General features: G+C 67.3%; 21 protein-coding genes, 1 tRNA gene and 1 pseudogene. 7 read left to right on the forward strand and 16 right to left on the reverse strand.

The window, feature by feature from the left end; all coding sequences use genetic code 11:
- The first annotated feature begins 40 nt into the window (after window positions 1–40).
- Entirely contained in the window at window positions 41–1,591 is a 1,551-nt protein-coding gene (locus tag HMA55_RS00245) for an AMP-binding protein (RefSeq protein ID WP_235961555.1), read from the forward strand.
- Here the strand turns inward: HMA55_RS00245 and HMA55_RS00250 are convergent.
- Window positions 1,591–1,663: transfer RNA gene (locus HMA55_RS00250), tRNA-Thr, on the reverse strand. The two genes, HMA55_RS00245 and HMA55_RS00250, sit on opposite strands and share 1 nt — an antisense overlap.
- 65 nt (window positions 1,664–1,728) lie before the next feature.
- Window positions 1,729–2,928, reverse strand: coding sequence for a DNA polymerase III subunit delta' (locus HMA55_RS00255; RefSeq protein WP_181191101.1), 1,200 nt, complete (start codon window positions 2,926–2,928; stop codon window positions 1,729–1,731).
- Between the two features lie 259 nt (window positions 2,929–3,187).
- Between HMA55_RS00255 and HMA55_RS00260 the strand changes: the two are divergent.
- A pseudogene (locus tag HMA55_RS00260) lies at window positions 3,188–4,489 on the forward strand (adenylate/guanylate cyclase domain-containing protein); the annotation flags it as partial.
- Between the two features lie 64 nt (window positions 4,490–4,553).
- On the opposite strand, the gene HMA55_RS00265 reads toward HMA55_RS00260, so the two are convergent.
- Complete coding sequence (locus HMA55_RS00265; protein ID WP_181191103.1) at window positions 4,554–5,597, reverse strand: HNH endonuclease signature motif containing protein; 1,044 nt, start codon at window positions 5,595–5,597, stop codon at window positions 4,554–4,556.
- 102 nt (window positions 5,598–5,699) lie between these two features.
- A complete protein-coding gene (gene topA, locus HMA55_RS00270; RefSeq protein ID WP_181191104.1) occupies window positions 5,700–8,585 on the reverse strand; it encodes a type I DNA topoisomerase in 2,886 nt (961 codons plus the stop codon).
- Window positions 8,586–8,745: 160 nt separating this feature from the next.
- Between topA and HMA55_RS00275 the strand changes: the two genes are divergently transcribed.
- Window positions 8,746–9,372, forward strand: coding sequence for a DedA family protein (locus HMA55_RS00275; protein WP_181191105.1), 627 nt, complete (start codon window positions 8,746–8,748; stop codon window positions 9,370–9,372).
- A 43-nt stretch (window positions 9,373–9,415) separates the two neighbouring features.
- Here the strand turns inward: HMA55_RS00275 and HMA55_RS00280 are convergent, their stop codons facing one another.
- On the reverse strand, window positions 9,416–9,619 hold the full coding sequence (locus HMA55_RS00280) for a cold-shock protein (RefSeq protein WP_038609309.1): 204 nt from the start codon (window positions 9,617–9,619) through the stop codon (window positions 9,416–9,418).
- A gap of 182 nt (window positions 9,620–9,801) precedes the next feature.
- On the opposite strand from HMA55_RS00280, the gene HMA55_RS00285 reads away from it, so the two are divergent.
- Window positions 9,802–12,204 carry a DEAD/DEAH box helicase gene (locus HMA55_RS00285; RefSeq protein WP_181191566.1) on the forward strand — a complete coding sequence of 801 codons (2,403 nt, stop codon included), beginning with the start codon at window positions 9,802–9,804 and terminating at the stop codon, window positions 12,202–12,204.
- 14 nt (window positions 12,205–12,218) lie between these two features.
- Here the strand turns inward: HMA55_RS00285 and HMA55_RS00290 are convergent, their stop codons facing one another.
- Genes HMA55_RS00290 through ssd form a run of 7 tightly spaced genes read right to left on the reverse strand, consistent with a single transcriptional unit; the run spans window position 12,219 to window position 16,466 of the window.
- Window positions 12,219–12,533 carry an Rv3654c family TadE-like protein gene (locus tag HMA55_RS00290; RefSeq protein WP_181191106.1) on the reverse strand — a complete coding sequence of 105 codons (315 nt, stop codon included), beginning with the start codon at window positions 12,531–12,533 and terminating at the stop codon, window positions 12,219–12,221.
- Window positions 12,533–12,802 (reverse strand): hypothetical protein, encoded by a 270-nt coding sequence (locus tag HMA55_RS00295; RefSeq protein ID WP_181191107.1) that lies wholly within the window; start codon window positions 12,800–12,802, stop codon window positions 12,533–12,535. Before HMA55_RS00295 ends, HMA55_RS00290 begins: the two co-directional genes overlap by 1 nt.
- The gene (locus tag HMA55_RS00300; protein ID WP_181191108.1) at window positions 12,802–13,023 is read right to left on the reverse strand and encodes a DUF4244 domain-containing protein; all 222 of its coding nucleotides are present in this window, start codon (window positions 13,021–13,023) and stop codon (window positions 12,802–12,804) included. The genes HMA55_RS00295 and HMA55_RS00300 overlap by 1 nt, the downstream gene beginning before the upstream one ends.
- A gap of 13 nt (window positions 13,024–13,036) precedes the next feature.
- The gene (locus HMA55_RS00305) at window positions 13,037–13,588 is read right to left on the reverse strand and encodes a type II secretion system F family protein (protein ID WP_181191109.1); all 552 of its coding nucleotides are present in this window, start codon (window positions 13,586–13,588) and stop codon (window positions 13,037–13,039) included.
- A complete protein-coding gene (locus HMA55_RS00310; RefSeq protein ID WP_181191110.1) occupies window positions 13,585–14,331 on the reverse strand; it encodes a type II secretion system F family protein in 747 nt (248 codons plus the stop codon). The genes HMA55_RS00305 and HMA55_RS00310 overlap by 4 nt, the downstream gene beginning before the upstream one ends.
- Window positions 14,328–15,449 (reverse strand): TadA family conjugal transfer-associated ATPase, encoded by a 1,122-nt coding sequence (locus HMA55_RS00315; protein ID WP_181191111.1) that lies wholly within the window; start codon window positions 15,447–15,449, stop codon window positions 14,328–14,330. Before HMA55_RS00315 ends, HMA55_RS00310 begins: the two co-directional genes overlap by 4 nt.
- Window positions 15,450–16,466 (reverse strand): septum site-determining protein Ssd, encoded by a 1,017-nt coding sequence (gene ssd / locus HMA55_RS00320; RefSeq protein WP_181191112.1) that lies wholly within the window; start codon window positions 16,464–16,466, stop codon window positions 15,450–15,452. It lies immediately after the preceding gene.
- A 178-nt stretch (window positions 16,467–16,644) separates the two neighbouring features.
- Here ssd and HMA55_RS00325 point away from each other — a divergent pair, with 178 nt between their 5' ends.
- Together HMA55_RS00325 and HMA55_RS00330 are read left to right on the forward strand one after the other, a co-directional pair.
- Entirely contained in the window at window positions 16,645–17,472 is an 828-nt protein-coding gene (locus tag HMA55_RS00325; protein WP_181191113.1) for an HAD family hydrolase, read from the forward strand.
- 109 nt (window positions 17,473–17,581) lie between these two features.
- Window positions 17,582–18,139, forward strand: coding sequence for a phage holin family protein (locus tag HMA55_RS00330; RefSeq protein WP_181191114.1), 558 nt, complete (start codon window positions 17,582–17,584; stop codon window positions 18,137–18,139).
- On the opposite strand, the gene HMA55_RS00335 is transcribed toward HMA55_RS00330, so the two are convergent.
- The 4 genes from HMA55_RS00335 to nth are packed head-to-tail and all read right to left on the reverse strand — an operon-like array spanning window position 18,129 to window position 21,338.
- Complete coding sequence (locus tag HMA55_RS00335) at window positions 18,129–19,316, reverse strand: MarP family serine protease (RefSeq protein WP_181191115.1); 1,188 nt, start codon at window positions 19,314–19,316, stop codon at window positions 18,129–18,131. The genes HMA55_RS00330 and HMA55_RS00335 overlap by 11 nt on opposite strands.
- 10 nt (window positions 19,317–19,326) lie before the next feature.
- Window positions 19,327–20,025, reverse strand: coding sequence for an NUDIX hydrolase (locus HMA55_RS00340; RefSeq protein WP_181191116.1), 699 nt, complete (start codon window positions 20,023–20,025; stop codon window positions 19,327–19,329).
- On the reverse strand, window positions 20,026–20,568 hold the full coding sequence (locus tag HMA55_RS00345; protein WP_181191117.1) for a TlpA family protein disulfide reductase: 543 nt from the start codon (window positions 20,566–20,568) through the stop codon (window positions 20,026–20,028).
- Complete coding sequence (gene nth / locus HMA55_RS00350; protein WP_181191118.1) at window positions 20,565–21,338, reverse strand: endonuclease III; 774 nt, start codon at window positions 21,336–21,338, stop codon at window positions 20,565–20,567. Before nth ends, HMA55_RS00345 begins: the two co-directional genes overlap by 4 nt.
- A 261-nt stretch (window positions 21,339–21,599) precedes the next feature.
- On the opposite strand from nth, the gene glxR reads away from it, so the two are divergent.
- Complete coding sequence (gene glxR / locus HMA55_RS00355; protein ID WP_181191119.1) at window positions 21,600–22,283, forward strand: CRP-like cAMP-activated global transcriptional regulator GlxR; 684 nt, start codon at window positions 21,600–21,602, stop codon at window positions 22,281–22,283.
- Window positions 22,284–22,307: the final 24 nt, after the last annotated feature.

Consider the following 22,307-nt stretch of genomic DNA (forward strand, 5'->3'; position numbering starts at 1 on the left):
GTCTTTCGCGCGATTCGTGCCCGCCGTTACACGTTCAGGCATGGTCAGCGCCGAAGGCGGACCCCGCGCGGCACTCGCGCTGGCACCCAACCTCGCGCGCTACTGGTTCACCACCGCCCGCGAGGTCGAACAAGGCGCCGCAGCGGTCCCAGACCGCATCGCGCTCATCGACGACACCGGCGTCCTCACCTACCGCCAACTCCGCGACGACTCACGCCGCCTGGCCCAATGGCTCCTCACCGTGAAAGACGAGCGCGGCCTCGACGAGCTGCGCATCGGCGTCATGGCACGCAACGGCCGCGGCATCATCCTCCCCCTCGCCGCGAAAGGCTACGCAGGCGCGCACATCTTCCTGCTCAACATCGGCTCCTCCACCGAGCAGCTCGCAGGCATCTTCGCCGAAAACGACATCGACGTCCTGTTCGTCGACGACGAATTCGCCGACCGCGTGCCCGCCACCCCGGGCCTCACCGTGGTCCGCGCGCACGAAAACGGGGGCGCGGGCCTGAGTATTCGGGAGGTGGTGGGCCGAAGGGACGTCGATAGGCAACTGCCCCGCTGGCCCAAACACGGCAACCTGGTGCTGATGAGCTCGGGCACCACCGGCATCCCCAAAGGCATCGTGCGGCCCGAACCGCGCCTGCCGTTCGTGGTGGCGGGCTACCTCCAAGCGATCCCCTGGCGCGCAGGCGACACCGTGCAGCTGACCGCCTCGATCTTCCACACCTGGGGCTGGTCCGCGCTGCAAGTGGCGCTGGCGACGCGCTCCACCATCGTCACCCAACGCATCTTCGACGCCGAGGCGTGCTTCACCCAGATTGAGAAGTACCGCTGCGACGGGCTGATCTCCTCGCCCATCTTTTTCAAGCAGATGCTCGACATCGACGAGTCCTACGACACCTCGTCGCTGCGCTACCTCGCCTCCGCAGGCAACGCCGTCACCCCGTCGCTATTGCGTCGCACTACCGAACGCTTCGGGCCGATCCTGGCCAACGTCTACGGCTCCACGGAACTCGCGCTCGCCGCAGCCGCATCGCCCGAGCAGATGCAGGCCGACCCCACCACCGTGGGCACAGTCCCGCCCGGCACAGTGCTCAAGCTTTACGACGACCACGGGCGCGAAGTCGGCGTCGGCGAAACCGGACGCATCTTCCTGCACAACGAAACGGCGCTGCGCAGCTACACCAACCCCGACACGGAAATGGTGGAGATCGACGGGCTGATCGAGATGGGAGACCTCGGCTACTTCGACGCCGACGGGCACCTGCACGTCCAGTCCCGCTCCGACGACATGATCATCGTCGGCGGCGAGAACGTCCACCCCCAGTCCGTGGTGGAGGTACTCGAGGACATGCCGGGCGTGGGCGAGGTCTACGCGCACGGCGTCGACGACGCGGACACGTTCAAGCGCATCGCTGTGTGGGTGGTGCGCAGCGCCGACATCACCGCCGAGGGGGTGCGCGAGTGGGTGGGCTCCCACCTGGCGGACCACTCCGTGCCGCGCGACGTGCACTTCGTGGACGCGCTGCCGCGCAACGCCGTGGGCAAGGTCGTGCCGCGCTTCTTGCCCGGTTTAGGACAAAAAAATTGAGCCACCTGCGAGAATCGAACTCGCGACCTTCTCATTACGAGTGAGATGCTCTACCGACTGAGCTAAGGTGGCCGGGCATACCAGATGCACCGCTGCAAAAGTGTAGTGCAGCGCGGGGCATCTGGGAAACCGGCTGGTCACGACACCTTGCAGGCGAGCCGGATCCTTCCAAGCATCCCGTTGAACGCCACCGCCGGCTGCACCTGCTGCGCGAGGCGCTCGCGGCACTGCGCAATGGCCTCCTGACACTCCACCAGGGCCTCAGGGGTGGTGCGCTCGGCGATCTCGCGGGCCAGGCCCTCGTAGTCTGGGTGGATCAGCGGCAGATCCGCGCCGGACTGGATCATCATGGCGTCTCGGTACACCCCCGCTAAGTCCACCAGCACCAGGTCGAACATGTCGCGTTTGCGGCGGGTGCCGCGCTTTTTCTGCTCCTCTTCGAGCGCTTTTATCGACGACGCTACGCCCCCCAACGCCTTCACCGCCCCCTTCCCTTTCGCGCCCATGCCCAGGGCGTTTTCGAGCTTCGCCCGCTCGGCCTCGTCCTCGGCCTTGTGGGCCTCGACCGCCTCGGCTTCCGCCGCCTTCACCAGCGCGCCGACAGCCTGGAACGCCTGCGCACCATGGAAGACAAGCTCCGCCAGGTTGATCGCCATGGACCGGCGCTGCTGCACCTTCTCGGAGCGCACCAAAAGCCGCGCCCGGCCCACATGCCGCATGGTCGCCGCGGCGGCAAGCCGAGCGTCGTGCTCCGTCGCGCCTTCTTCTTCCACCAAGATCCGCACGACCTCGTCTTCGGTCGGCGCGGGTATATACAGGTGCCGGCAGCGAGAGCGCAGCGTCTGCGGGAAGTCGTGCGGGTCTGCAGAGGGGGCGCACATGATAATCACGGTGTGCTCCGGCGGCTCCTCCACCGTCTTGAGCAACGCGTCGGCGGCGTCCGTGTTCAAACGGTCGGCGTTTTCGATGACGATGACGCGCCAGGGGGCGACCGTCGGTAGGCGTGCTGCCTGCGGCACGATCGTGTGGCGCACGTAATCCACAGGGATGTTCACGCGCTGCGGCACCACGTGCAGCAGATCGGTGTGCGTGCCTGCCAGGGCAAGACGGCACGCGTCGCAGCGCCCGCACCCGATTTCGTCCGGGTTGGTGCACATCAGCGCCGCGGCGAACGCTAACGCCGCCTGCGAGCGGCCCGCCCCCGGAGGGCCGGTGAAGAGCCAGGCGTGGGTCATGGCGTAGCCGTCGCCAAGCCTGGCAGCTTTTGCCGCCGACAAGATCGTGTCGCGCACCGCCGGGGTGCCGGCGAGGCGCTCGCTGACGCTGCGGGTAGTCACGGAGGATCAGCGTACCCGCGCGCTAAGGTGATACACCATGGAACGATTCTGGCGCGAACTACGGTGGCTCTGGGGCACGTCGTGGCCCCTGTACGCCGCGACCGTGCTGGGAACGAACGTGCTGGCTGCGATCGGCTCGATGCTGTTCGTGCGCTACCTCATCCCCATGCCCGAGGTGCGCGAGCTGGGCCTCGGCGGGCAACTCGGGGCGGTCGGTGTGATCTACGCGGCCGTGGCTGTGGTGCTCGGCGCCGTGGTCACGCTGTACCTGTTCCGCCCGGTGCTGGAGTGGCAGCGCCACCCCGACGGCCACGACCCCAACATGGTGCGCCACTTGGTCATGCGGCTGCCGGTGCTGCAAACCATCATCGTGGTAGCCGTGTGGGGCATCGGCATCGCGATCGTGACGGCCGGGGCGTTGCGCGTGGATGCGCGCCTAGCCGCCGTCGTCCTCACCACCGCGCTGCTCACCGCGTTTGTCACCGCCGTGTTGACCTACCTGCAGGCGGAACGGCTTGTGCGCCCCATCGCCGCGTCCGCGCTGGCGCGCCGGTTCGAGGATTCCACGCTCCAGCCGCCGATCAAGTGGCAGCTGTACCTGACGTGGTTCACCACCTCCGCCGTGCCGATGGTGGGCGTGCTGCTGCTCACGATTGCGCAGCGCTACGGCTACTTCACGGGGACGGTCGGCGAGCTCACTTCCGCGATCGTGGCCCTCATCACCGCCGGCATTGTGACGGGATTCGTTGGCACCGCGCTGGTGATCATGAGCGTGGCCGACCCGATCAAGGAGCTGCAGGGCGCAATCAACCGCGTTCGCCGCGGCGAGCAGAACACGCAGGTGGACATCTACGACGGTTCCGAGATCGGCGTGCTGCAAGCCGGGTTCAACGAGATGATGCGCGGTCTGCGGGACCGCCAGCGCGTGCGCGACATCTTCGGCCAGTACGTTGGCGCGGAGGTCGCGCAGAAAGCCCTGGAGGAGGTTCCCGAGCTCGGCGGCGAGGAGCGCAAGGTGGCGGTGCTGTTCATCGACGTCGTCGGTTCCACCTCGTTCGCCGTGGACCACACGCCGGAGGAGGTCGTGGCGGCCCTCAACGACTTCTTCGACGTGGTCGTAGAAGTCGTGCACCGCAACAAGGGCGTGATTAACAAGTTCCAGGGCGACGCGGCGTTGGCGGTGTTCGGGGCGCCCGTTTCGCTTCACGACGCCGCCTCGCACGCCCTCCAAGCCGCCCGCGAACTCCAACGCGACTTGGCCGGCCTAGAACTCAAAGCCGGCATCGGTGTGGCCTCCGGTCACGTGGTGGCGGGCCACGTTGGCGGGGCGGACCGCTTCGAGTACACCGTGATCGGCGACGCCGTCAACGGCGCGGCCCGCCTCACCGACCTGGCCAAGGACACCCCCGGCATGGTGCTCACCAACGCCGCCACGCTGCGCGCCGCGAACGAGGTGGAGCAGCAGCGCTGGACGCTGATGAAGTCCGTGGAGCTGCGCGGCCGCGGCAAGATGACGCAGCTGGCCCGCCCAGTGCGCTCCACCATGGCTGACCGGTACTAGCGCCTGTTTTCAGGCATGCCGATGTGCCCGCCTGTGTGGGGCGGGTTTTTGGTGGTTGTGGGGGTTAGCCGAAGAGCAGTTCCATGGCGCCGGGGGTGGTCATGGGCACTTCCACCCCGTTGGGGGCGATCCAGTGGATGCGGGCGTCTGCGTTGTCGATGTAGCCGAATGGGCCGTTTCGGTTATCGGCGTTGACTCCGTTGTGGAACGGGCAGAGTTCGGCGAGGTTGTCCATGTTGGTCATGCCCCCGTGAGCCCAGGCGTGGATGTGGTGCGTTTGGGTGGTTGCGGCTGTGGCTTTGCAGTCCGGAAACGCGCACGCCGGGCAGACAAGCTTCGACATGGTTTTCTGTTTCGTGTTGGCGAGGCGCTTGGTGCGGTACAGGTTCACCGGTCCGTGTTGCGGGTGAAACGCCGCGACCTCTAAGGTGTCGCCGAATTCGTGGCGGAGGTATTCGGCACCGGTCATGGTGGTGCCGTCGGTCAAGATCAAGGTGACCTCGTCGCCGTCGCCGTCGCTGGCGTGGATGCGCACATGGTCGTCCACCGGTACCAGGATGATGGGGCGCGGGTGTGCGTGCGGGAGGCTGTCTCCGTCGCGCAGGAGGGTGAACAGTGCCTCGGCCATCTGTGCTGCCGCCGGGTTGTCGGAGGTGATCATCTGGCGCAGCAGGTGTTCTAAGTCGGCGAGGTCTCGCTCGTTGTAGGTCACGATCATGGTGCGCATGCCTGCCTTCGACCGGGAGAACCGGCAGGCCGGTTTGGGTGGTGAGACCGGCACGTGGATGAGCCGGTTGATGCGTTTGGTGAGCGCCCGGTAGGAGCCGCGGTGGCGCACGAGGTCGAGGCGGATGCGCCAGCGTTCGGCGGCGTCGCCGACGGCGGTGAGTTTGCGCTCGATGAGCACAACTTGATCCACCGGCATGCCGTCGGCGGCGGTGAGCGCCTCGCGCTGCTTGCGGGTGAACTGGGTGGGCCCGAAATAGGTGTGGTGCACACGCGCCAGGTCGCGCACCCGGGCGGTGGACAGGCCCGCGGCCACCGCGGCGTCGCGGTCGAAGTCGGCGAGTACACCCACACCCGCCGCGGCAAACTCGGAGAAATTCATGCACGAAACGCTAGGTGGGCGAATGCGCGTCGAAAAGCACCCGCGCAAAATCTGTGGATAACCCCCGCGAAAAGCCGGCCCCGCAACGGGGGCTATCCACAACTAGCGCTTGCGGGCCTTGACCACGCGCTTGGTGGTCTTCTTCGGCTTCGCGGCCTTCTTGGTTGCCTTCTTCTTTGTCGCCTTTTTCTTGGTCGCCTTCTTGCCGCCGTCCTCGGCCTCACGGGCCCGGCGGGCGGAGAGCAGCTCGTTGGCGCGCTGGTCAGTCATGGTCTCCGGGGTGTCGCCGCGCTGCAGGGACGCGTTCGTCTCGCCGTCGGTGACGTACGGGCCGAAGCGGCCGTCCTTGATGCTCATGGGCTTGCCGGAGACGTCGTTGTCGCCCAGCATCTTCAGCGGCGGCTTCGCGGCGGCACGCCCCCGGCGCTTCGGCTCGGCGTAGATGCGGCGCGCTTCCTCCAGGGTGACCGTGAAGATCTGGTCCTCCGATGCCAGGGAGCGCGAGTCCGACCCCTTCTTCAGGTACGGGCCGTAGCGGCCGTTTTGGGCGGTGATGACCTCCCCGTCGGCCGGGTCCACGCCCACTTCGCGCGGCAGGGATAGCAGCTGCATCGCCTCGTCGAACGTGACTGAGGACGGTTCCATGGAAGAGAACAGGGACGCCGTGGCGGGCTTGAGCTGCTCATCGACCAGCTGCGCCATGCGCTTTTCCTTCTGCGCGGCCGCGGTCTTGGTCTCCCAGTTCTTCGCACGCTTGCCTTCCTCGGCGCGCTGTGCGTCCTCCGCGGCGCGCTCGTCGGCGATGATGTCTTCGGCGCGGGCTTCAGCGACGGAACGCTCGTCGTCGCGCACGAGCTCCGTGACGTACGGACCGAAGCGGCCTTCCTTGGCCACGATGGTGCGCCCGTTGGCGGGGTTGACGCCGAGCTCGCGGCCGGACTGCGGGGTGGCGAAGAGCTTCTCCGCCATCTCGAGCGTGATCTCGTCCGGGGTAGCGGATTCGGGCAGGTTGGCGCGTTGGTACTCCGGCTCGCCATCGGAGGTCTTGCCAACGACGCGCTCGATGTAGGGCCCGTAGCGGCCGACGCGGACGACGACGGGGCGGCCGGAATCGTCGTCGAAGAGTGTCAGCGAGTTGGCCTGGCGGGCGTCGATGGATTCGAGGTTGTCCTCGATCATGTGCTTCAAGCCCCCGCGGCGGGCAAGCGCCTGGGCCATGGATTCTTTCGCGTCCGCGTCGCCGAAGTAGAAGCCGGACAGCCAGCGGGTGCGGTCTTGGTTGCCGTGGGCGATCTCGTCCAGCTCGTCTTCCATGGAGGAGGTGAAGTCGTAGTCCACCAGCGCGTCGAAGTTGTTCTCCAGCAGGCCCACCACGGAAAACGCGACCCACGACGGCACGAGCGCGTTGCCGCGGGCGACCACATAACCGCGGTCCTGGATTGTTTTGATGATCGATGCGTACGTGGACGGGCGCCCGATGCCGAGGTCTTCCATCTTCTTCACCAACGACGCCTCGGTGTAGCGCGCCGGCGGGTTGGTGGAGTGGCCGTCTGCAGTGACCTTATCGGTGTCTAGCTCGTCGCCCTTAGCCAGCTGCGGCAGGCGGGTTTCGTTGTCTTGTTTATCGGAGTAGGCGCGCAGCCAGCCGGGGAAGGTGACGGTGCGGCCGGTGGCGGCGAACTCGCACTGCTCTCCGGCCGTGTCGCCCGCGACGGTGACCTTCATCGAGGTCCCGCGCGCGTCCTGCATCTGGGAGGCCACGGTGCGCGCCCAGATCAGCTCGTAGAGCTTGAACTCCTCGGCGTCGAGCGAACCGGCCAGCTGGCCCGGGGTGGCGAAGCGTTCGCCGGCGGGACGGATGGCCTCGTGCGCCTCCTGGGAGTTTTTCACCTTGCGGTCGTAGATGCGCGGCGTGTCGGTGACGTAATTGGCGCCGTACAGCTCGCGAGCGGCGGAGCGCGCGGCATCGAGTCCTTGCTTGGACAGGGACGTCGAGTCTGTACGCATGTACGTGATGTGGCCGTTTTCGTACAACCGCTGCGCGATGCGCATGGTGCGCGCGGAGGTGAAGTGGAGTTTGCGCCCGGCCTCCTGCTGCAGCGTGGAGGTCATGAACGGCGCGTAGGGCTTGCGCGAGTACGGCTTCTCCTCCACCGCCGTGACGTGCATGGGTGCGGTGCCCAGCGCGTCGGCAAGCGCGTGCGCCTTTTGCTTATCGACGACAACAGCTTCGCCCTTCAACCGCCCCCGGTCGTCGAAGTCGCGCCCCTGTGCGATCCGCTTGCCGTCGAGGGCGACGAGCTTGGCGTCGAATGCTGTGTTGTCCTCCTTGACCGCTTCCCGAGGAACGAGGGAAGCGGTCAAGTCCCAGTACTCGGCGGGGATGAACGCCATGCGCTCGCGCTCGCGCTCCACGATCACGCGGGTGGCCACGGATTGCACGCGGCCAGCGCTCAGGCGCGGCATGACCTTCTTCCACAGCACCGGGGAGACCTCGTAGCCGTAGAGGCGGTCCAGGATGCGGCGCGTTTCCTGCGCGTCCACGAGGTCCATGTCCAGCTCACGCGTGTTCTCGGCGGCCTCGCGGATGGCGGACTCGGTGATCTCGTTGAACACCATACGCTCCACCGGCACCTTGGGGTTCAGCGTTTCTAGAAGGTGCCAGGCGATCGCCTCGCCTTCGCGGTCCGGGTCTGTTGCCAGCAGCAGCTTGTCGGCTTGCTTGAGCTTGGCTTTGAGGTCGGAGACCTTCTTTTTCTTGTCCCCGTCCACGACGTAGATGGGCGTGAAGCCGTCCTCCGGGTTCACGCCGAGTTTCGCCCACGGTTCCTTCTTGTACTTCGCGGGGATATCGGCGGCGCGGCCGGGCAGGTCGCGGATGTGGCCGACGGAGGCCTCCACAATAAAGTCGTCGCCGAGATACTTCTGTATCTTTTTCGCCTTCGTTGCGGACTCCACGATAACCAGAGTCTTGCCGCCTGCAGCCACGTTGACTGACACCTCGTTTCACACAGAGTTATTCCCTTACAGACAACTAGCACACGATTGTGCACCCGGGTAATACGACTACACTGCTCGGGTGCCCCGGCTGCGCCCGCATCGGCGATTGGAACGGTCTTCGCATCGGGGACGGAAAGGATGCGTCTTCGTGGTCGATTCCCTCATCGATTTCTTGCACACGCTCATGGCGATGCCGGTGTTCTACCCACTGGTGACCGTCCTGATCGTCGCTGATGCGCTGGCGCCGGTGGTGCCGTCGGAGACGGTGCTCAACCTCGCCGGGGCGTTCTCCGCCTCGCGCGGTGTGCCCAGCGTGTGGGGTGTCATCTTCGCCGCGATCGTCGGCGCCATCATCGGCGACAACATCTGCTTCGCCCTCGGCGGCAAGCTCATCCACCGCGTGGAGGCCCTGGACCCGGAGTCCAAGGCTGGTCAGGCGATCCAGTGGGTGCGCCGCAACATGAACCGGGGCGCCGGCGCGACCATTATCGTCGCCAGGTTTATTCCCTGGGCACGCTGGGTGGCCACGATCGTGCTCGGATCGGTGCGCTACAGCTGGTTCAAGTTCATTTTCTTCGACACCTTTGGCGTCATCCTGTGGGCCTTCCTCAGCGTCGGCGTGGGCTATCTCGGCGGCCGCATCCTGCAGGACTATCCGCTGCTGGCCATGCTGCTGGGCGTGGTGCTGGGTTCGTCGGTGGGCTACCTCATTCAAAAGGCCCAGAACAAGCTGGCGGAGTGGCGCGACGTGCGCCAAGGTGTCAGCGCAATATAAAAACGGGGCCTTACCGCAAGGCCCCGTCGATAAGCAGTCGCGCTTAGATCGCGCGCACCTGCTGCGCCTGCGGGCCCTTAGCGCCCTCGCCGACCTCGAACTCGACCTGCTGGTTTTCTTCCAGGGTGCGGAAGCCGGAGCCCTGAATCTCGGAGTAGTGGACGAAAACGTCGGAGGAGCCGTCGTCCGGAGCGATGAAGCCGAAGCCCTTTTCTGCGTTGAACCACTTAACAGTTCCGGTTGCCATGGTGAAACCTTTCAATAATTCTTGATGATGATGCCGTCCACCAGGGCCTCATCGGGTCCTGGTGCCCGCGTGCACAATCCTCGCGAGCACCGCATCGGGCGCACACAAAATCTGTGACCGACAACCAGTGTGCCACGAATTGCGTGCTTTAGCACTGGAAAGTGGCATACTTCCCAGTCATCATGGTCTCCCCCTTCGGCGCCGAGCTCGTCGGCGCGCTCGAACGCCGCCACCCGTCGGCCACCATCACGCACGTCGAACACGTTCCCGCACGCCGTGCGCGCTACGCGGATTGGCCCGCGTGGGTGGAGCCGAGGTTGAGGCAGTTGCTTATCGACGCAGGCTTCGCCTCCCCCTACCTCCACCAAGCCCAGTGCGCGCAGCTGGCATGGCAAGGGCGCGACGTGGTGGTGGCCACGGGCACCTCTTCCGGCAAATCGCTGGGGTACCAGCTGCCGGTGCTCACCGCACTGGCACAAGATCCGACGGCGTGCGCGATCTACCTGACGCCGACGAAGGCGTTGGGCTCCGATCAGTTGCAGGCGACGCTGCGCATGACCAACGGTGCCGGGCTGGAGGGCATCCACCCGGCGCCCTACGACGGGGACACGCCGGTGGAGTCCCGCGCTGGCATCCGCGAGCACACCCGGTACGTGTTTACCAACCCGGACATGCTGCACGCGGGCATCCTGGGTTCGCACGCGCGGTGGGCACGCCTGCTGCGGCACCTGAAGTATGTGGTGGTGGACGAGTGCCACACCTACCGAGGCGTCTTCGGCGCAAACGTGGCGCTGGTGCTGCGGCGGCTTTTGCGCATCGCGCACGCCTACGGCTCCTCCCCCACCGTGATCTACGCCTCCGCCACGGCGGCAGACCCGGCCGGGCAGGCGCAGCGGCTCAGTGGGCGTGCAGCCGCGGCCGTGACCGAGGACGCCGCCCCCGCCGGCGAGCGCACGATCGTGCTGTGGGAACCCGGCTTCATCGAGGGCGCCGAGGGCGAGGGCGGGGCGCCGGTGCGCTACCCGGCTACAACCGAGGCTGCTTCGATCTCCGCCGAGTTGTTGTTGCAGGGCGCGCGGACATTGACGTTCGTGCGCTCACGGCGCGCGGCGGAGACGGTGGCCATGCGCACCCAGGAGCACCTGGTGGTGGCAGGCCGCGCTGACATGGCCGACCGGGTCGCACCGTACCGGGCGGGCTACCTGGCGGAGGACCGCCGTGAGCTGGAGCGCCGACTCGACGAGGGCGACCTGCTCGGCGTGGCCACCACCAACGCTTTGGAGCTGGGCATCGACGTCGGCGGCCTCGACGCCGTGGTGATGGCGGGCTTCCCGGGCACGGTGGCGTCCTTTCGCCAACAGGCGGGGCGTGCGGGCAGGCGCGGCCAGGGTTCCGTGGCGGTGCTGGTGGCACGCGACGAGCCCATGGACACCTACCTGGTCCACCACCCTGCTGCCCTGCTGGGCAGACCGGTGGAAAACAGCGTGTTCGATCCCTCCAATCCGTTTATCTTGCGCGGGCACGTGTACTGCGCCGCAGTGGAGCGTCCGCTCACCGAGGCGGACGTGGCCGCGTTCGGCGCCCGCGACGTGGTGGACGACCTCACCGCGGCCGGTTTACTGCGGCGCCGGCCCAAGGGGTGGTTCGCGGTGCCTCAGCTGGGCGGCGAGCTCACCCCGGAGTCGGCGCACGCCTCAGTGTCGCTGCGCGGCGGGGTGGGCGAGCAGGTGATGATCGTGGACGTCACCGACGGCCGCCTGCTGGGCACCGTTGACGCGGCCCGCGCCATGAGCCAGGTGCACGATGGCGCGGTATACATCCACCAAGGTGAGTACTTCGTGGTGCAGTCCCTGGATCTGGACGATTACGTCGCGCTGGTTGCCCCGGAGCGGCCGGACTACTCCACGCAGGCGCGCTCGACCACGGACATCACCATCCTGGGCGCACCGCACGAGCTGGTGAACCCCTCCCCTGGTTTATGGGTGGCCAGCGTGGACGTGGAAGTCATCGACCGGGTCACCGGCTACGTCGTGCGGCTTGCCGACGGCACCGTCAGCGAGCACATCCCCTTGGAGCTTCCAGAGCAACGCCTGGTCACCCGAGCCGTGGCGTACACAATCGACCCGATGGTGCTAGACGAGCTAGGAATCACCGCCGGCGAGACCCCCGGCGCGCTGCACGCCGCCGAGCACGCCGCGATCGGGCTGCTCCCGCTTTTAGCCACATGCGACCGCTGGGACATCGGCGGCGTATCCACCGCCTTGCACCAGGACACAATGCTGCCCACCGTGTTCGTCTACGACGGCCACCCCGGCGGCGCCGGATTCGCCGACGAGGGCTTCGCCCGCTTCCACGAGTGGATCGAAGCCACCTGGGAGACGGTGCGTTCCTGCGGCTGCGAGGACGGCTGCCCCTCGTGCGTGCAATCGCCGAAGTGCGGCAACGGCAACCAACCGCTGGATAAACACGCCGCGCTGAAGCTGCTCGGCGCGCTGGTGACCATGACGGCGGGGCTGGCGCCGCGTTGGGGCGGCGCCAGTCACGGTGCCAGTCACGGTGCCAACCAGGACGACGGACGTGGCTAAGGCGACGGCCGCGGCTAGGGCCCGGCACGGGCGGCTGCCTCGGCTCGACGGCGGGTAGCGCTCACCACGATGTCGCCCGCGTCGAACTCGCAGGAGGCAACGCGTGCCCCGTTGAGGTCGGCGGTGCGCTGCGCCGCGCCGCAGCCGTCGAGTCCCCGGTAGACAGCGGTAGCACCCGCCACGGCAGCCAGATCGGCGGCTACGCGCACCCGGTGGGTGTCCGCCACCTGCATTCCGAGCGCCACCACCGCCAGCGCCAGGGACACCACGGCGGTGATGATGCCGGTGGCGGTGATGGTGGCGGAGCCTTCGTCGTTAAGCATGCGCATCAGAACTCCACGGGGAACACCGCGGTGGCGCGCATGGTGCCGATTGGCGCGGGCACGGCCGCGGCTGCGGTGGCCAAGCCGGCGCGCTCGGTGATTGCGACCTCGCCGCGCGGCGCCGAGTAGTCCACGCCCAGGGCGTAGGCACGGGCTGCGGCGCCGGCAACGTCCACGGCGGTGATGTAGGCGGCGACGGTGGCGATGCCGCCCACGATCGCCGCGGTGACCACCACGAGGGCCGATAGCGACAGCGCGGTCTCGACGGTGCTCATCAGCCTGGGGTGTTGCTCAGCGCGTCGGTGATCACGCCCTCGATGGCGTTGGTGACGCCGTCGCCGTTGACCACGAGGTAGAGTACGCCGGCGAGCGCAGCGGCCGCCAGAGACCCGAAAGCATATTCGATAGTACTCATCCCCTGGTCAGAGTGTATTTTTCGCGCTTTTGCCACAGCGTACAGGTACGTGTGCGTAAGTGCAGAGTTGATGTATTGCATGGGAAAACTCCTTCTAATTGGCGAGTGTTTGGCCGAGGCTAATCACCGCGGGCGCGAGCCCGAGGACGAAAAACGCCGGCAGGAAGAATGCGGTCAGCGGGATGGCGATGAGCACGCCCGCGCGTTCCGCTTTGGCTTTGGCCCGGTCCCCTGCGCCCGCACGGAGCTGGGCGGCAATGCGCCCGCAGCCGGCGGCAAGTGAGGTACCGGAGGTGGCGGACAGGGTCACAAGCCCGGCGAGCTCGTCGCCACCAGGAAGGTGGCGCAGCTCGCTCCAGGCGCGCTGAGGTTCTACGCCCAGCGCCGCCAGCGAGGCCACGGTGTGCCACGGGCTCCGGCCGTCCGCGTACGTCTCGGCGACGGCCGCGGCGGCTGCGGTGGCGGGCAGGCCTGCTGACACACATGCTGCGAAGAGCTCGATGTCGCTTGCGCAGCGCTCCGGGTCGGCCGCGGAGGGGCCGTCGCGCGGAGCCTTCGGGGTGTGTGCGGCCACTCTGCCTTTGGGCCCAGCCGGAGCAATCACCAGCGCACCGGCGATAAGTAGTGCGGGAAGCAGGCCGATCATGTACTCGCCCCCTGAATAATCCAGCCGGAGACCAGCACCCCGGCACACACCATTGCTGTCCCCACCACCAGCAGCACGCCCCCAATCCCGCCCCCGGTGAGAAACGCGAGCGGCGACGCTCCCATCGCGGCCCCCATAAGCACACCGGCCACGGGGAGCGCGGCGAGCACGGCTGCGGTGGTCTGCGGTCCGGCAAGCGCGGCCCGGGTGGCGTCGCGGTGCCGGTTGGCGTGATCGATGTCGTCCCGAAGCGCCGCCACGAGCCGGGCCAGCGGCACCCCGCGTGACGTGGAGATCGCCCACAACGCACCGAGGCGCCGCAGCTCCGGGGTCCGCGGGTCCAACTGGGTCCCGGTGCGCGCCTGGTGTGCGATTCGCCTCGCATCCCCGCGCAGCTGCGTCTCTTCCACCTGTTCCCCGGCCCTAGCCAACGCGTCCGGAAGAGTCGCGCCCGCTTCCAAGTTCGCCGAGACCGCGCCGAGGTAGGAGGCAGCTGCGGCACTCCTGCGACGCGCAACCTTGGTGGCACGCCGCGTGCGCATCACGTGCACGGCGGTAGCGCCGGCCATCGCGGCGGCAACCACTAAGCTGACGCGTCCGACCATGACCGCGCACGCGGTGGCGAAAACGACGGTGACGGGGATGATCCGGGGCGCGGAGCGGCGGGCACCGTCCGCCACGCGTCCGACCGGGGCCGGTCCCGCTACTGCGGCTGCTCCGGCGATGAGGAGTGCTGCGATCATGGGAGCAGCTCCGCGTATCCGGCGAGCTCCCCGCGCTCGGCGTCCCACACCACCCGCGCTCGCACCGGCTCGCCCTCGAGCACGCCAACCTGCTGGAGAAAGCGGGTTCCGTCGGCACGGCGCTTGACTACGAGGACTACGTCGATCGCCGCCGCCAGCTGCGAGTGCAGCCCGGCGCGGTCCAAGCCTCCCAACGCGGCCAGCGCCTCGAAGCGGGCTGGCACCTCCTCAATGGAATTGGCGTGCAGCGTGCCGGCCCCGCCGTCGTGGCCGGTGTTGAGCGCCGCCAGCAGGTCCACCACTTCCCCGCCGCGGATCTCCCCCACAACAATCCGGTCCGGGCGCATGCGCAGGGATTGGCGCACGAGGTCCGCGATCGTGATCGCGCCCGCTCCTTCAGCGTTAGCGCCTCGGCTGGTCAGGTTGACCACGTGCGGATGGGCGGGCGTGAGCTCCAGCGTGTCCTCGATGGCCACGATGCGCTCGGCGGGATCCACCTCCGCCAGTAATGCCGACAGCAGCGTGGTCTTGCCGGAACCTGTGCCGCCGACTACAACGAACGCCTTACGTTGCGCCACGATCCTGCGCAGCAGCGCAGCCCGCTGCGCATCCATCGCCCCGCGCGCCACCAGCTGATCCAGCGTGGCCGAGGCGGTGCGCAACACGCGGAGAGAGATGCACGTGCCCGTTTGAGCGGTGGGTGCCAATACGGCGTGGAATCGAAGCAGGGTGCCGTTGTCGCGGGTGACGTGGCCGTCGCAGAACGGCTGCGCATCGTCGAGCCGGCGCCCGCAGCTCACAGCCAACCGGGTGGCCAGGCGACGCACGGACGCCTCGGAATCGAATGCCATCTCCGAGCGCTGTAGGCCTTCGCCGGTATCCACATACACTTCGTTGGGTCCGTTGACACAGATATCGGTCACGGCCGGATCTGCCAGCAAGGCCTCCAATGGGCCGGCCCCGGTAGTGTCGTCGCGCAGCTTGCGCATGATGTCCAGAACCCCGATATCGCTGATCACCACCGCCTCCTCGCGGATAATTGCGGCAACTCGAGCCGGATCGGGTTGAGCGGGCTCGTCGGCCAGGCGGCGCTTCACACGGGCGAGCACGTCGTCCATCTAGGCCACCTCCCCGAGCACAGCCTCAGCGGCACGGGCGATCGTGCGCGGCAGTTTCACCGGCAGCCCCGACTGGTCCAGCTGCTTGGTCAGCCCCCGAACGTCCTGGAGCTGTCCGACCACCGTGGCCTTTGCGGTGTCTTCTACCTGCCCGGGCTCCAGGGACGCCCACGCGCCCTGCCGCAGCACGAGCACGCTGGCCACCCCGGCGGCTTTGCACTCGGCCACCATCCGCGCAGCTGCGGCGGCAGCGCGCAACTCAGGCCGCAGCACAATCACTGCGAGGTCACAGCGGTCCGGCAGGAGCTCCAGCGGCGCATCCACCACCGTGACCCCGGCAGAGGACGACGCCGCGGCTACCGCGCTGACCTCCGCCGCCCCGAGGCGGAACGGGTCCGCAACCGACGTGCGGGGGAAGGTCAACAGCGCTATCCCGTCGTCCGTGGTGGGCAGGGCACCGCGCAGCTCAGCGCGCGAGACTGCTCCACCCGCGCCGAAATCGACCTCACCCCACCGCGCGCCGGGCGTGTGCTCCAGCCCCAGCAGCAGATCCAGGCCCCCGGAGTAGCGCTGCGCATCCACCAACGTCGCATCCTCCGCCGCCCGGCACACCGAAGCGGCCAGCACAGATGCCCCGGCCCCGCCGCAGGCCCCGAGCACTGCGATCACCTTCCCGTCCTCGGCCCCCGAAGGCGGCGCGAGCGACAGCGCCCCGATTCCACGTAGGACATCCGCGGCCTGGGCCGGCAGGGCGTAGACGTCATCGCGCAGCGCGGCTGGGGTGGTATCCGCCGCCACGGCAAAGACGTTCGGGGCGCGGGCGATGGGGCCGAGGGTGGGGGCCCGGAGGTCGTCGATAAGCACGGCGAGCGCCTTGGAAGCGTAGCGAGTGAGCTGGGTGTCGTCCGCAGCGTCGATGACCTGGCGGCCGGTGGCGGCGGCAATGTGGATGGCTTCCGCGTGCAGGGTCGGGTCGGCCACCGCGACAACGATGGTGCCGGAATTCGTCTGTTTCATGCCCGTAGCGTGCAACTCCGGCACAAGCGAAACAATAGGCCTGAGATTTTCTGTGGATAACCCGCCCAGTTCGCGGACACCACAACAAACGCGCTGTGGATAAGTCGCAACACGAGACACACCCGTTTCACAGGCAGTAGCTACGCACCCGTAGGGTCGGAGGTCTACACTGCTCACCATGTCTGCTAACACGCCGGTGGCGGCCTTCTTCGACCTGGATAAGACGATCATTGCCACGTCATCCGCGTTCGCCTTCGGCAAAGAGTTCCTGCACAACGGGATGATTACCCGCCAAGAAGCATGGGACCTCTACCTGAGCAAGGCGCAGTACATGCTGATGGGCCAATCCAGCGAGAAGATGGACTCCACCCGCGACGCGCTCGCGCAGATGGTCGCCGGGTGGGAGGTAGATGACATCCAGCGCATCACTCGTGACACTCTGCGCGAAGTGGTGGCGCCGGCCATCTACGCCGAAGCGCGCGAGCTTATCGACGCCCACAAGGCCAAAGGCCACCACATCATCATCATCTCCGCCTCGGCGAAAATACTGGTCGAGCCGATTGCCCAGGAGCTGGGCGTGGACACCGTCGTCGCCACCGAGATGGCGATTGAAAACGGCAAGCTCACCGGCGAGATCACCCGCTACCTCAAGGGCGAGGCGAAGGCGGAGGCGGTACGCCAGTTCGCCGCCGATCACAGCTTCGACCTGGACGCCAGCTTCGCCTACTCGGACTCCGCCACCGACATCCCCATGCTGGAACTGGTGGGCAACCCGGTGGCGGTCAACCCCGACCGGGCGCTGAAAAAGCACGCGCTGGCAAACGGCTGGCAGGCCCGCACTTTCAAAAACCCGGAGCCGCTGATCCAGATGCCCAACGCGCGCGAGGTGGGCATCGGCGCCGGGGTGATCGCGGGCGTGACCGCTCTGGCGGTGGCGGGCGTACTCATTGCGCGCGCCGTTTCAGGCTCCGGCAAGGGTGCAGGCGAGAAGCGCCGTTCCGCCTAGTTTCACCCCGATTCGGGCAAACACCCCCGCGTATCGCTAACATCGTGTGAAGAATTTCCAGGCACCTTCCCGGGTGCCACGTGATTGCCACCCAGGAAGGTGAACAACAGTGAGCAACGAAGGCCTCTACACCAGCGGCTCCACCGCCGTGAACGCCAAGGTGGATTCCATTCCGCTGCGCGACACCTACGCCACCCAGCCGGGCAACGACTCTATCGGCACCCTGATCTCCAACGCTTCCCAGCAGGTCTCCACCCTGGTCCGCGGTGAGATCGAGCTGGCCAAGGCTGAAGTAGTCGGCGAGGTGAAGAAGGGCGCTGTGGGCGGCGGCATGTTCGCCGTGGCTGGCGTTATCGCCCTGTACTCCACCTTCTTCCTCTTCTTCGCGCTGGCTGAGATGCTCGCTTCCTGGATGCACCGCGGCTGGGCGTTCCTCATCGTCTTCCTGCTCATGCTGGCGCTGTCCGGCCTGATCGCTTTCATCGGCTTCAAAAAGATCAAGAAGATCAAGGCGCCGGAGAAGACCATCGAGTCCGTCAACGAGCTGAAGAACCTCAAGCCGGGCCAGGCCCAGAAGAACCTGGCCAAGGACGAGGCCGGTCTCTACACCTCCACGGGCACCGGTTCTTCCGTCCCGCGCTCCGGCTCCACTGCCGTTAACCGCTAACGCAGGCCTGAGTGTCCGCGGGGCCGCGCAGGCTCCGCACATCCCCTACGCGCTGCTGCACCTGGTGTGCAGTCAGCGCGTATCCCGTTTCAGAGGTATCCAGGGACGCCCCGAAAATCATGCCGGCCACCTCGCCATCCGGGGTGAGCAGCGGCCCGCCGGAGTTGCCCTGCCGGATGTTGCCGCGGATCGTGTACGCCTCGCGCTCCACCCGCCCAGTGGTGTAAATGTCTGGCCCGGCAATCTCCAGCTTCCCTCGGATGCGCACCGGGGCCGCCTCGAAAGGCCCGGACTTCGGATACCCCATGATCATCGCGTCGCCGCCCGGCGCGAGCTCGCCGCCAGCCCAACGCAGCGCGGGCAGACCGAGCTGGTCCGCGCGCAGCACTGCGATGTCGGTGTCGGGGTCGTAGAGCACCACTTCCGCAGGCTTGACCCCCAACACGGTGTCTAGCGCAACGCGCTGCGTGCCGGCCACCACGTGCGCGTTGGTGAGGACGTAACCGTCCTCGATGACAAACCCGGAGCCCATCAACCTGCGGCGGCAGCTTTCCGCATCGCCCATCACGTGCACGACGCTCGGGCGCAGCTTCTCGACGACCTCCGGCCTCACCGCTTCTTCACTCGGCGCCGCCACCTGGGCCCCACGCGGCGATTCGAAGGGGGGCACCAAGGGCGGCAGCCCGGATTCGTCGAGAAGCGCGGCGAACCTCGCGGGCAGCTTGGAGGCGTTCTCAGGCGCAGCGGCATTGATACCGCCGAAGACGCGGGAGGAGCGGATCCCCTCGCCCAGCTCGCCCGGTACCGAGGCGGCGAGCGGGATGGAGATGAACCACAGCACGGCCGCCACCGCCACCGACTGGAACACGGCCCCGAGCACGGAGTCCACAGCCCGGCGACTCTGTGACCGCATGCGACTCCGGACGCTGCCGCCCACCGTTGCGCCAACGAGGTTGCCCACACCCACGAACAGGACGATAACGGCGATGAGCAGCACAATGCGTGCGATCTGGGATTCGGCGAGGTCAATGGCGAAGGGGGCCAGCGCCAGACCGATGACCAGCCCGGCGACGATCCCGACGGCGGAAACCACCGCCGAGAAGGCTCCCTGGCGCCACCCGCTGATGAAGGCCGCGATGACGGCGAGCACGAGCAGGACGTCGATAACCAGGTGCATTCCGGAGATGTTACCGCTCGCGGTTAGCGGAACGCGCCAGCGCAGCCCGCAAGTCGCCCGGCTTCTCGTCCCACGGCCGCACCCAACCGCCTAGATCCAGCACCACCGCGAGCAGCAGGCCGGTAAAACCCCACACCAGGTACTCCCCGGCCCAAAACGCCGGGCCCGCCCACTCCTTGATCCCCAGCATCGCCCGATTCGCCGGGTCCACCAACGCGCGCACCGGGACGAAAAAGACCGCGTCCGTTTCCTCCTCGCTTGCCGGGTACACGTTCCCCGGCTCAGGTGTGAAGGCCACCACCGGGCGTACCCGGCGGTTGCTGCCCCCGGTCGTCGCTGTGTCGAGCAGGGCCAGCGGGATTACCCTATCCGGGTCAAGGCCGGTTTCCTCTTCCGCCTCCCGCAGCGCGGCGTTCACCGGCCCGCCGTCTGCGGCGTCGATGTGCCCGCCTGGGAACGCCATCTGCCCGGAGTGGCTGCGCATGTGCGGAGTGCGATGCGTGATCAGCACCCGCGCGTCCTCCGGCAGCTGCGTGGCCCGCGGATCACCCGCAAACAGGATCAACACCGCTGCCTGATCGTCCCCTCCGCGCTGGTGAACCCGCGGCGACAGCAACCTGCGCGGGATTGCACTTCCCCCTGCCTCGATGGCATCCACCAGCTGCTTCAGCCACACAGGCGCACGGTCCGGCCGCAGCTGCGCGTCCATCTAGAGCGCCCCCTCGACGGCCTCCGCGAGCTCGTCCGCGGACGTGAACTCGCGGGCGAATACCGCCACCTGTTCCCCGCCCCGCAGCACCACGGTCACGGGAACCACCGGGGGCAAGCCCTGAGCCGCGGCGAAGGCGCCAGAGCCGTCCTGGTAGCTGGGCAGATCCACCCCCAGATCGTCGAGCAGCGCCGCGCCGTTAGCCGCGTTGCCATCGGCGTGCACACCCACCACGGAGTATTCCGGGTGGGTGCGGGCAAACTCCTGCACCGCCGGCAGCTCCGCGCGGCACGGCTGGCACCACCACGCCCACACGTTGACTACCGTGACCTCCTTCGCTGCCCCGGCCACCTCTCCCCCCAAGCACGGCAAGTCGATGCCGGCCGGGCAGTCGGGCCTGTCAGGCACCACCGTCTCGGCGGCGCTGTGTTCGGCTGCGGGATCCGCCGAAGGATCGTCCATAAGCAAACTGCGCGCCCCCACGATCACCAGGGCGGTCACAGCCACGATGACGATGACGCTGATCCAGATCGAGCGCTTCATGCCATCCCCAGAATGTGGTCGCGCTCCGGCCCGGTGACCAGGTCCGCCGCCTCCTCAGGCTCGGTGGGGCCAGCGCCGAAGCTCGGGCAATCGAAGGCGATCGGGCACACGCCGCAGGCCGGCTTGCGGGCGTGGCAGATGCGGCGGCCGTGGAAGATGATGCGGTGGGAGAACATGGTCCACTCACGGCGCTCGATCAGGTCCGCTACGGCGTGCTCGATCTTCACCGGATCCGTCTCCTCGGTGAGCATGAGCCGTTTGACTAAACGCTGAAAGTGAGTGTCCACCGTCAGCCCCGGCAGACCGAACGCGTTGCCTCGCACCACGTGCGCCGTCTTACGGCCCACCCCCGGCAAAGTGACCAGGTCCTCGAGCGCGGTAGGTACCTCCCCGCCGAAGTCCGCCACCAACGTTTGCCCCAAACCGATGAGGTTTTTCGCCTTGGACCGGAAGAAGCCGGTCGAGCGGATGATCTCCTCCACCTCGGCTTGGTTCGCTTCTGCGTAGGCGTGGGCAGTGGGATACGCGGCAAACAACGCAGGTGTGACCATGTTGACCCGCGCGTCCGTGGTTTGAGCTGACAGCACCGTGGCCACCAGCAACTCAAGTGGATTGGAAAAATCCAGCTCCGCGTGCGCGTCCGGGAACGTCAGCGCCAACGTGCGGTTGACGCGGCGGGCGCGACGGGTGCGGCCGATCTCCGTCTCTGTACCTTTCGCCGCCGGGTGCGCTCCGGGTCGGCGGTGCTTCTTCGGGGTGGTCGACGGCATGGGGAACATGCTACTAATCGGTCTCGTAGAATGACACCCATGAAACTCATTCTCGTGTTGCTGATCCCGGTGGTACTCGGAGCGTTCCCGCTGGCGATGGAGCGGCTTGAGACGCGAGTGGTGGATTAGACGAACTTCCCAAACACCTGCCCGCCAGACGATGGCAGTGGTAGAGTGCGGGAGGCAATGTGACGGCCGCGAAAAACCGGGTGGAGAGTGACCACTTCCACGGATCGCAGCTGCCCGAACCGAGGAGGACACATGGAAGGCGTACAGGACACCCTGGCTCGCGCCGGCATTTTCCAGGGCGTAGACCCGGAAGCAGTTGCCGAGCTGATCAGCGAGATGGACACGGTGACCTTCCCCAAAGGCACCACCATCTTCGACGAGGGTGAGCCGGGCGACCGCCTCTACATCATCATCGAAGGCAAGATTAAGCTCGCCCGCCACGCCCCGGACGGCCGCGAGAACCTGCTTTCCGTGATGGGCCCGTCCGACATGTTCGGGGAGCTGTCCATCTTCGACCCCGGCCCGCGCACCTCCTCCGCCGTGTGCGTCACCGAGGTCACCTGCGCATCCATGGACTCCAAGATGCTGCGGACCTGGATTGATACCCACCCGGAGATTTCCCAGCAGCTCCTGCGAGTCCTGGCTCGCCGCCTGCGCCGCACCAACGCATCCCTGGCAGACCTCATCTTCACCGACGTGCCGGGCCGTGTTGCCAAGACGCTGCTGCAGCTTGCCAACCGCTTCGGCACCCACGAGGGTGGCGCGCTGCGCGTCAACCACGACCTGACCCAGGAGGAAATCGCCCAGCTCGTCGGCGCCTCCCGCGAAACTGTGAACAAGGCGCTGGCCACGTTCGCCCACCGCGGGTGGATCCGCCTAGAGGGCAAGAGCGTGCTTATTGTGGACACCGAGCATCTCGCCCGCCGCGCCCGGTAGCACCAGCCACCGTTTTGCGGTTTT

The sequence above is a fragment of the Corynebacterium wankanglinii genome (assembly GCF_013601005.1).
Classification (GTDB): Bacteria; Actinomycetota; Actinomycetes; order Mycobacteriales; family Mycobacteriaceae; genus Corynebacterium; species Corynebacterium wankanglinii.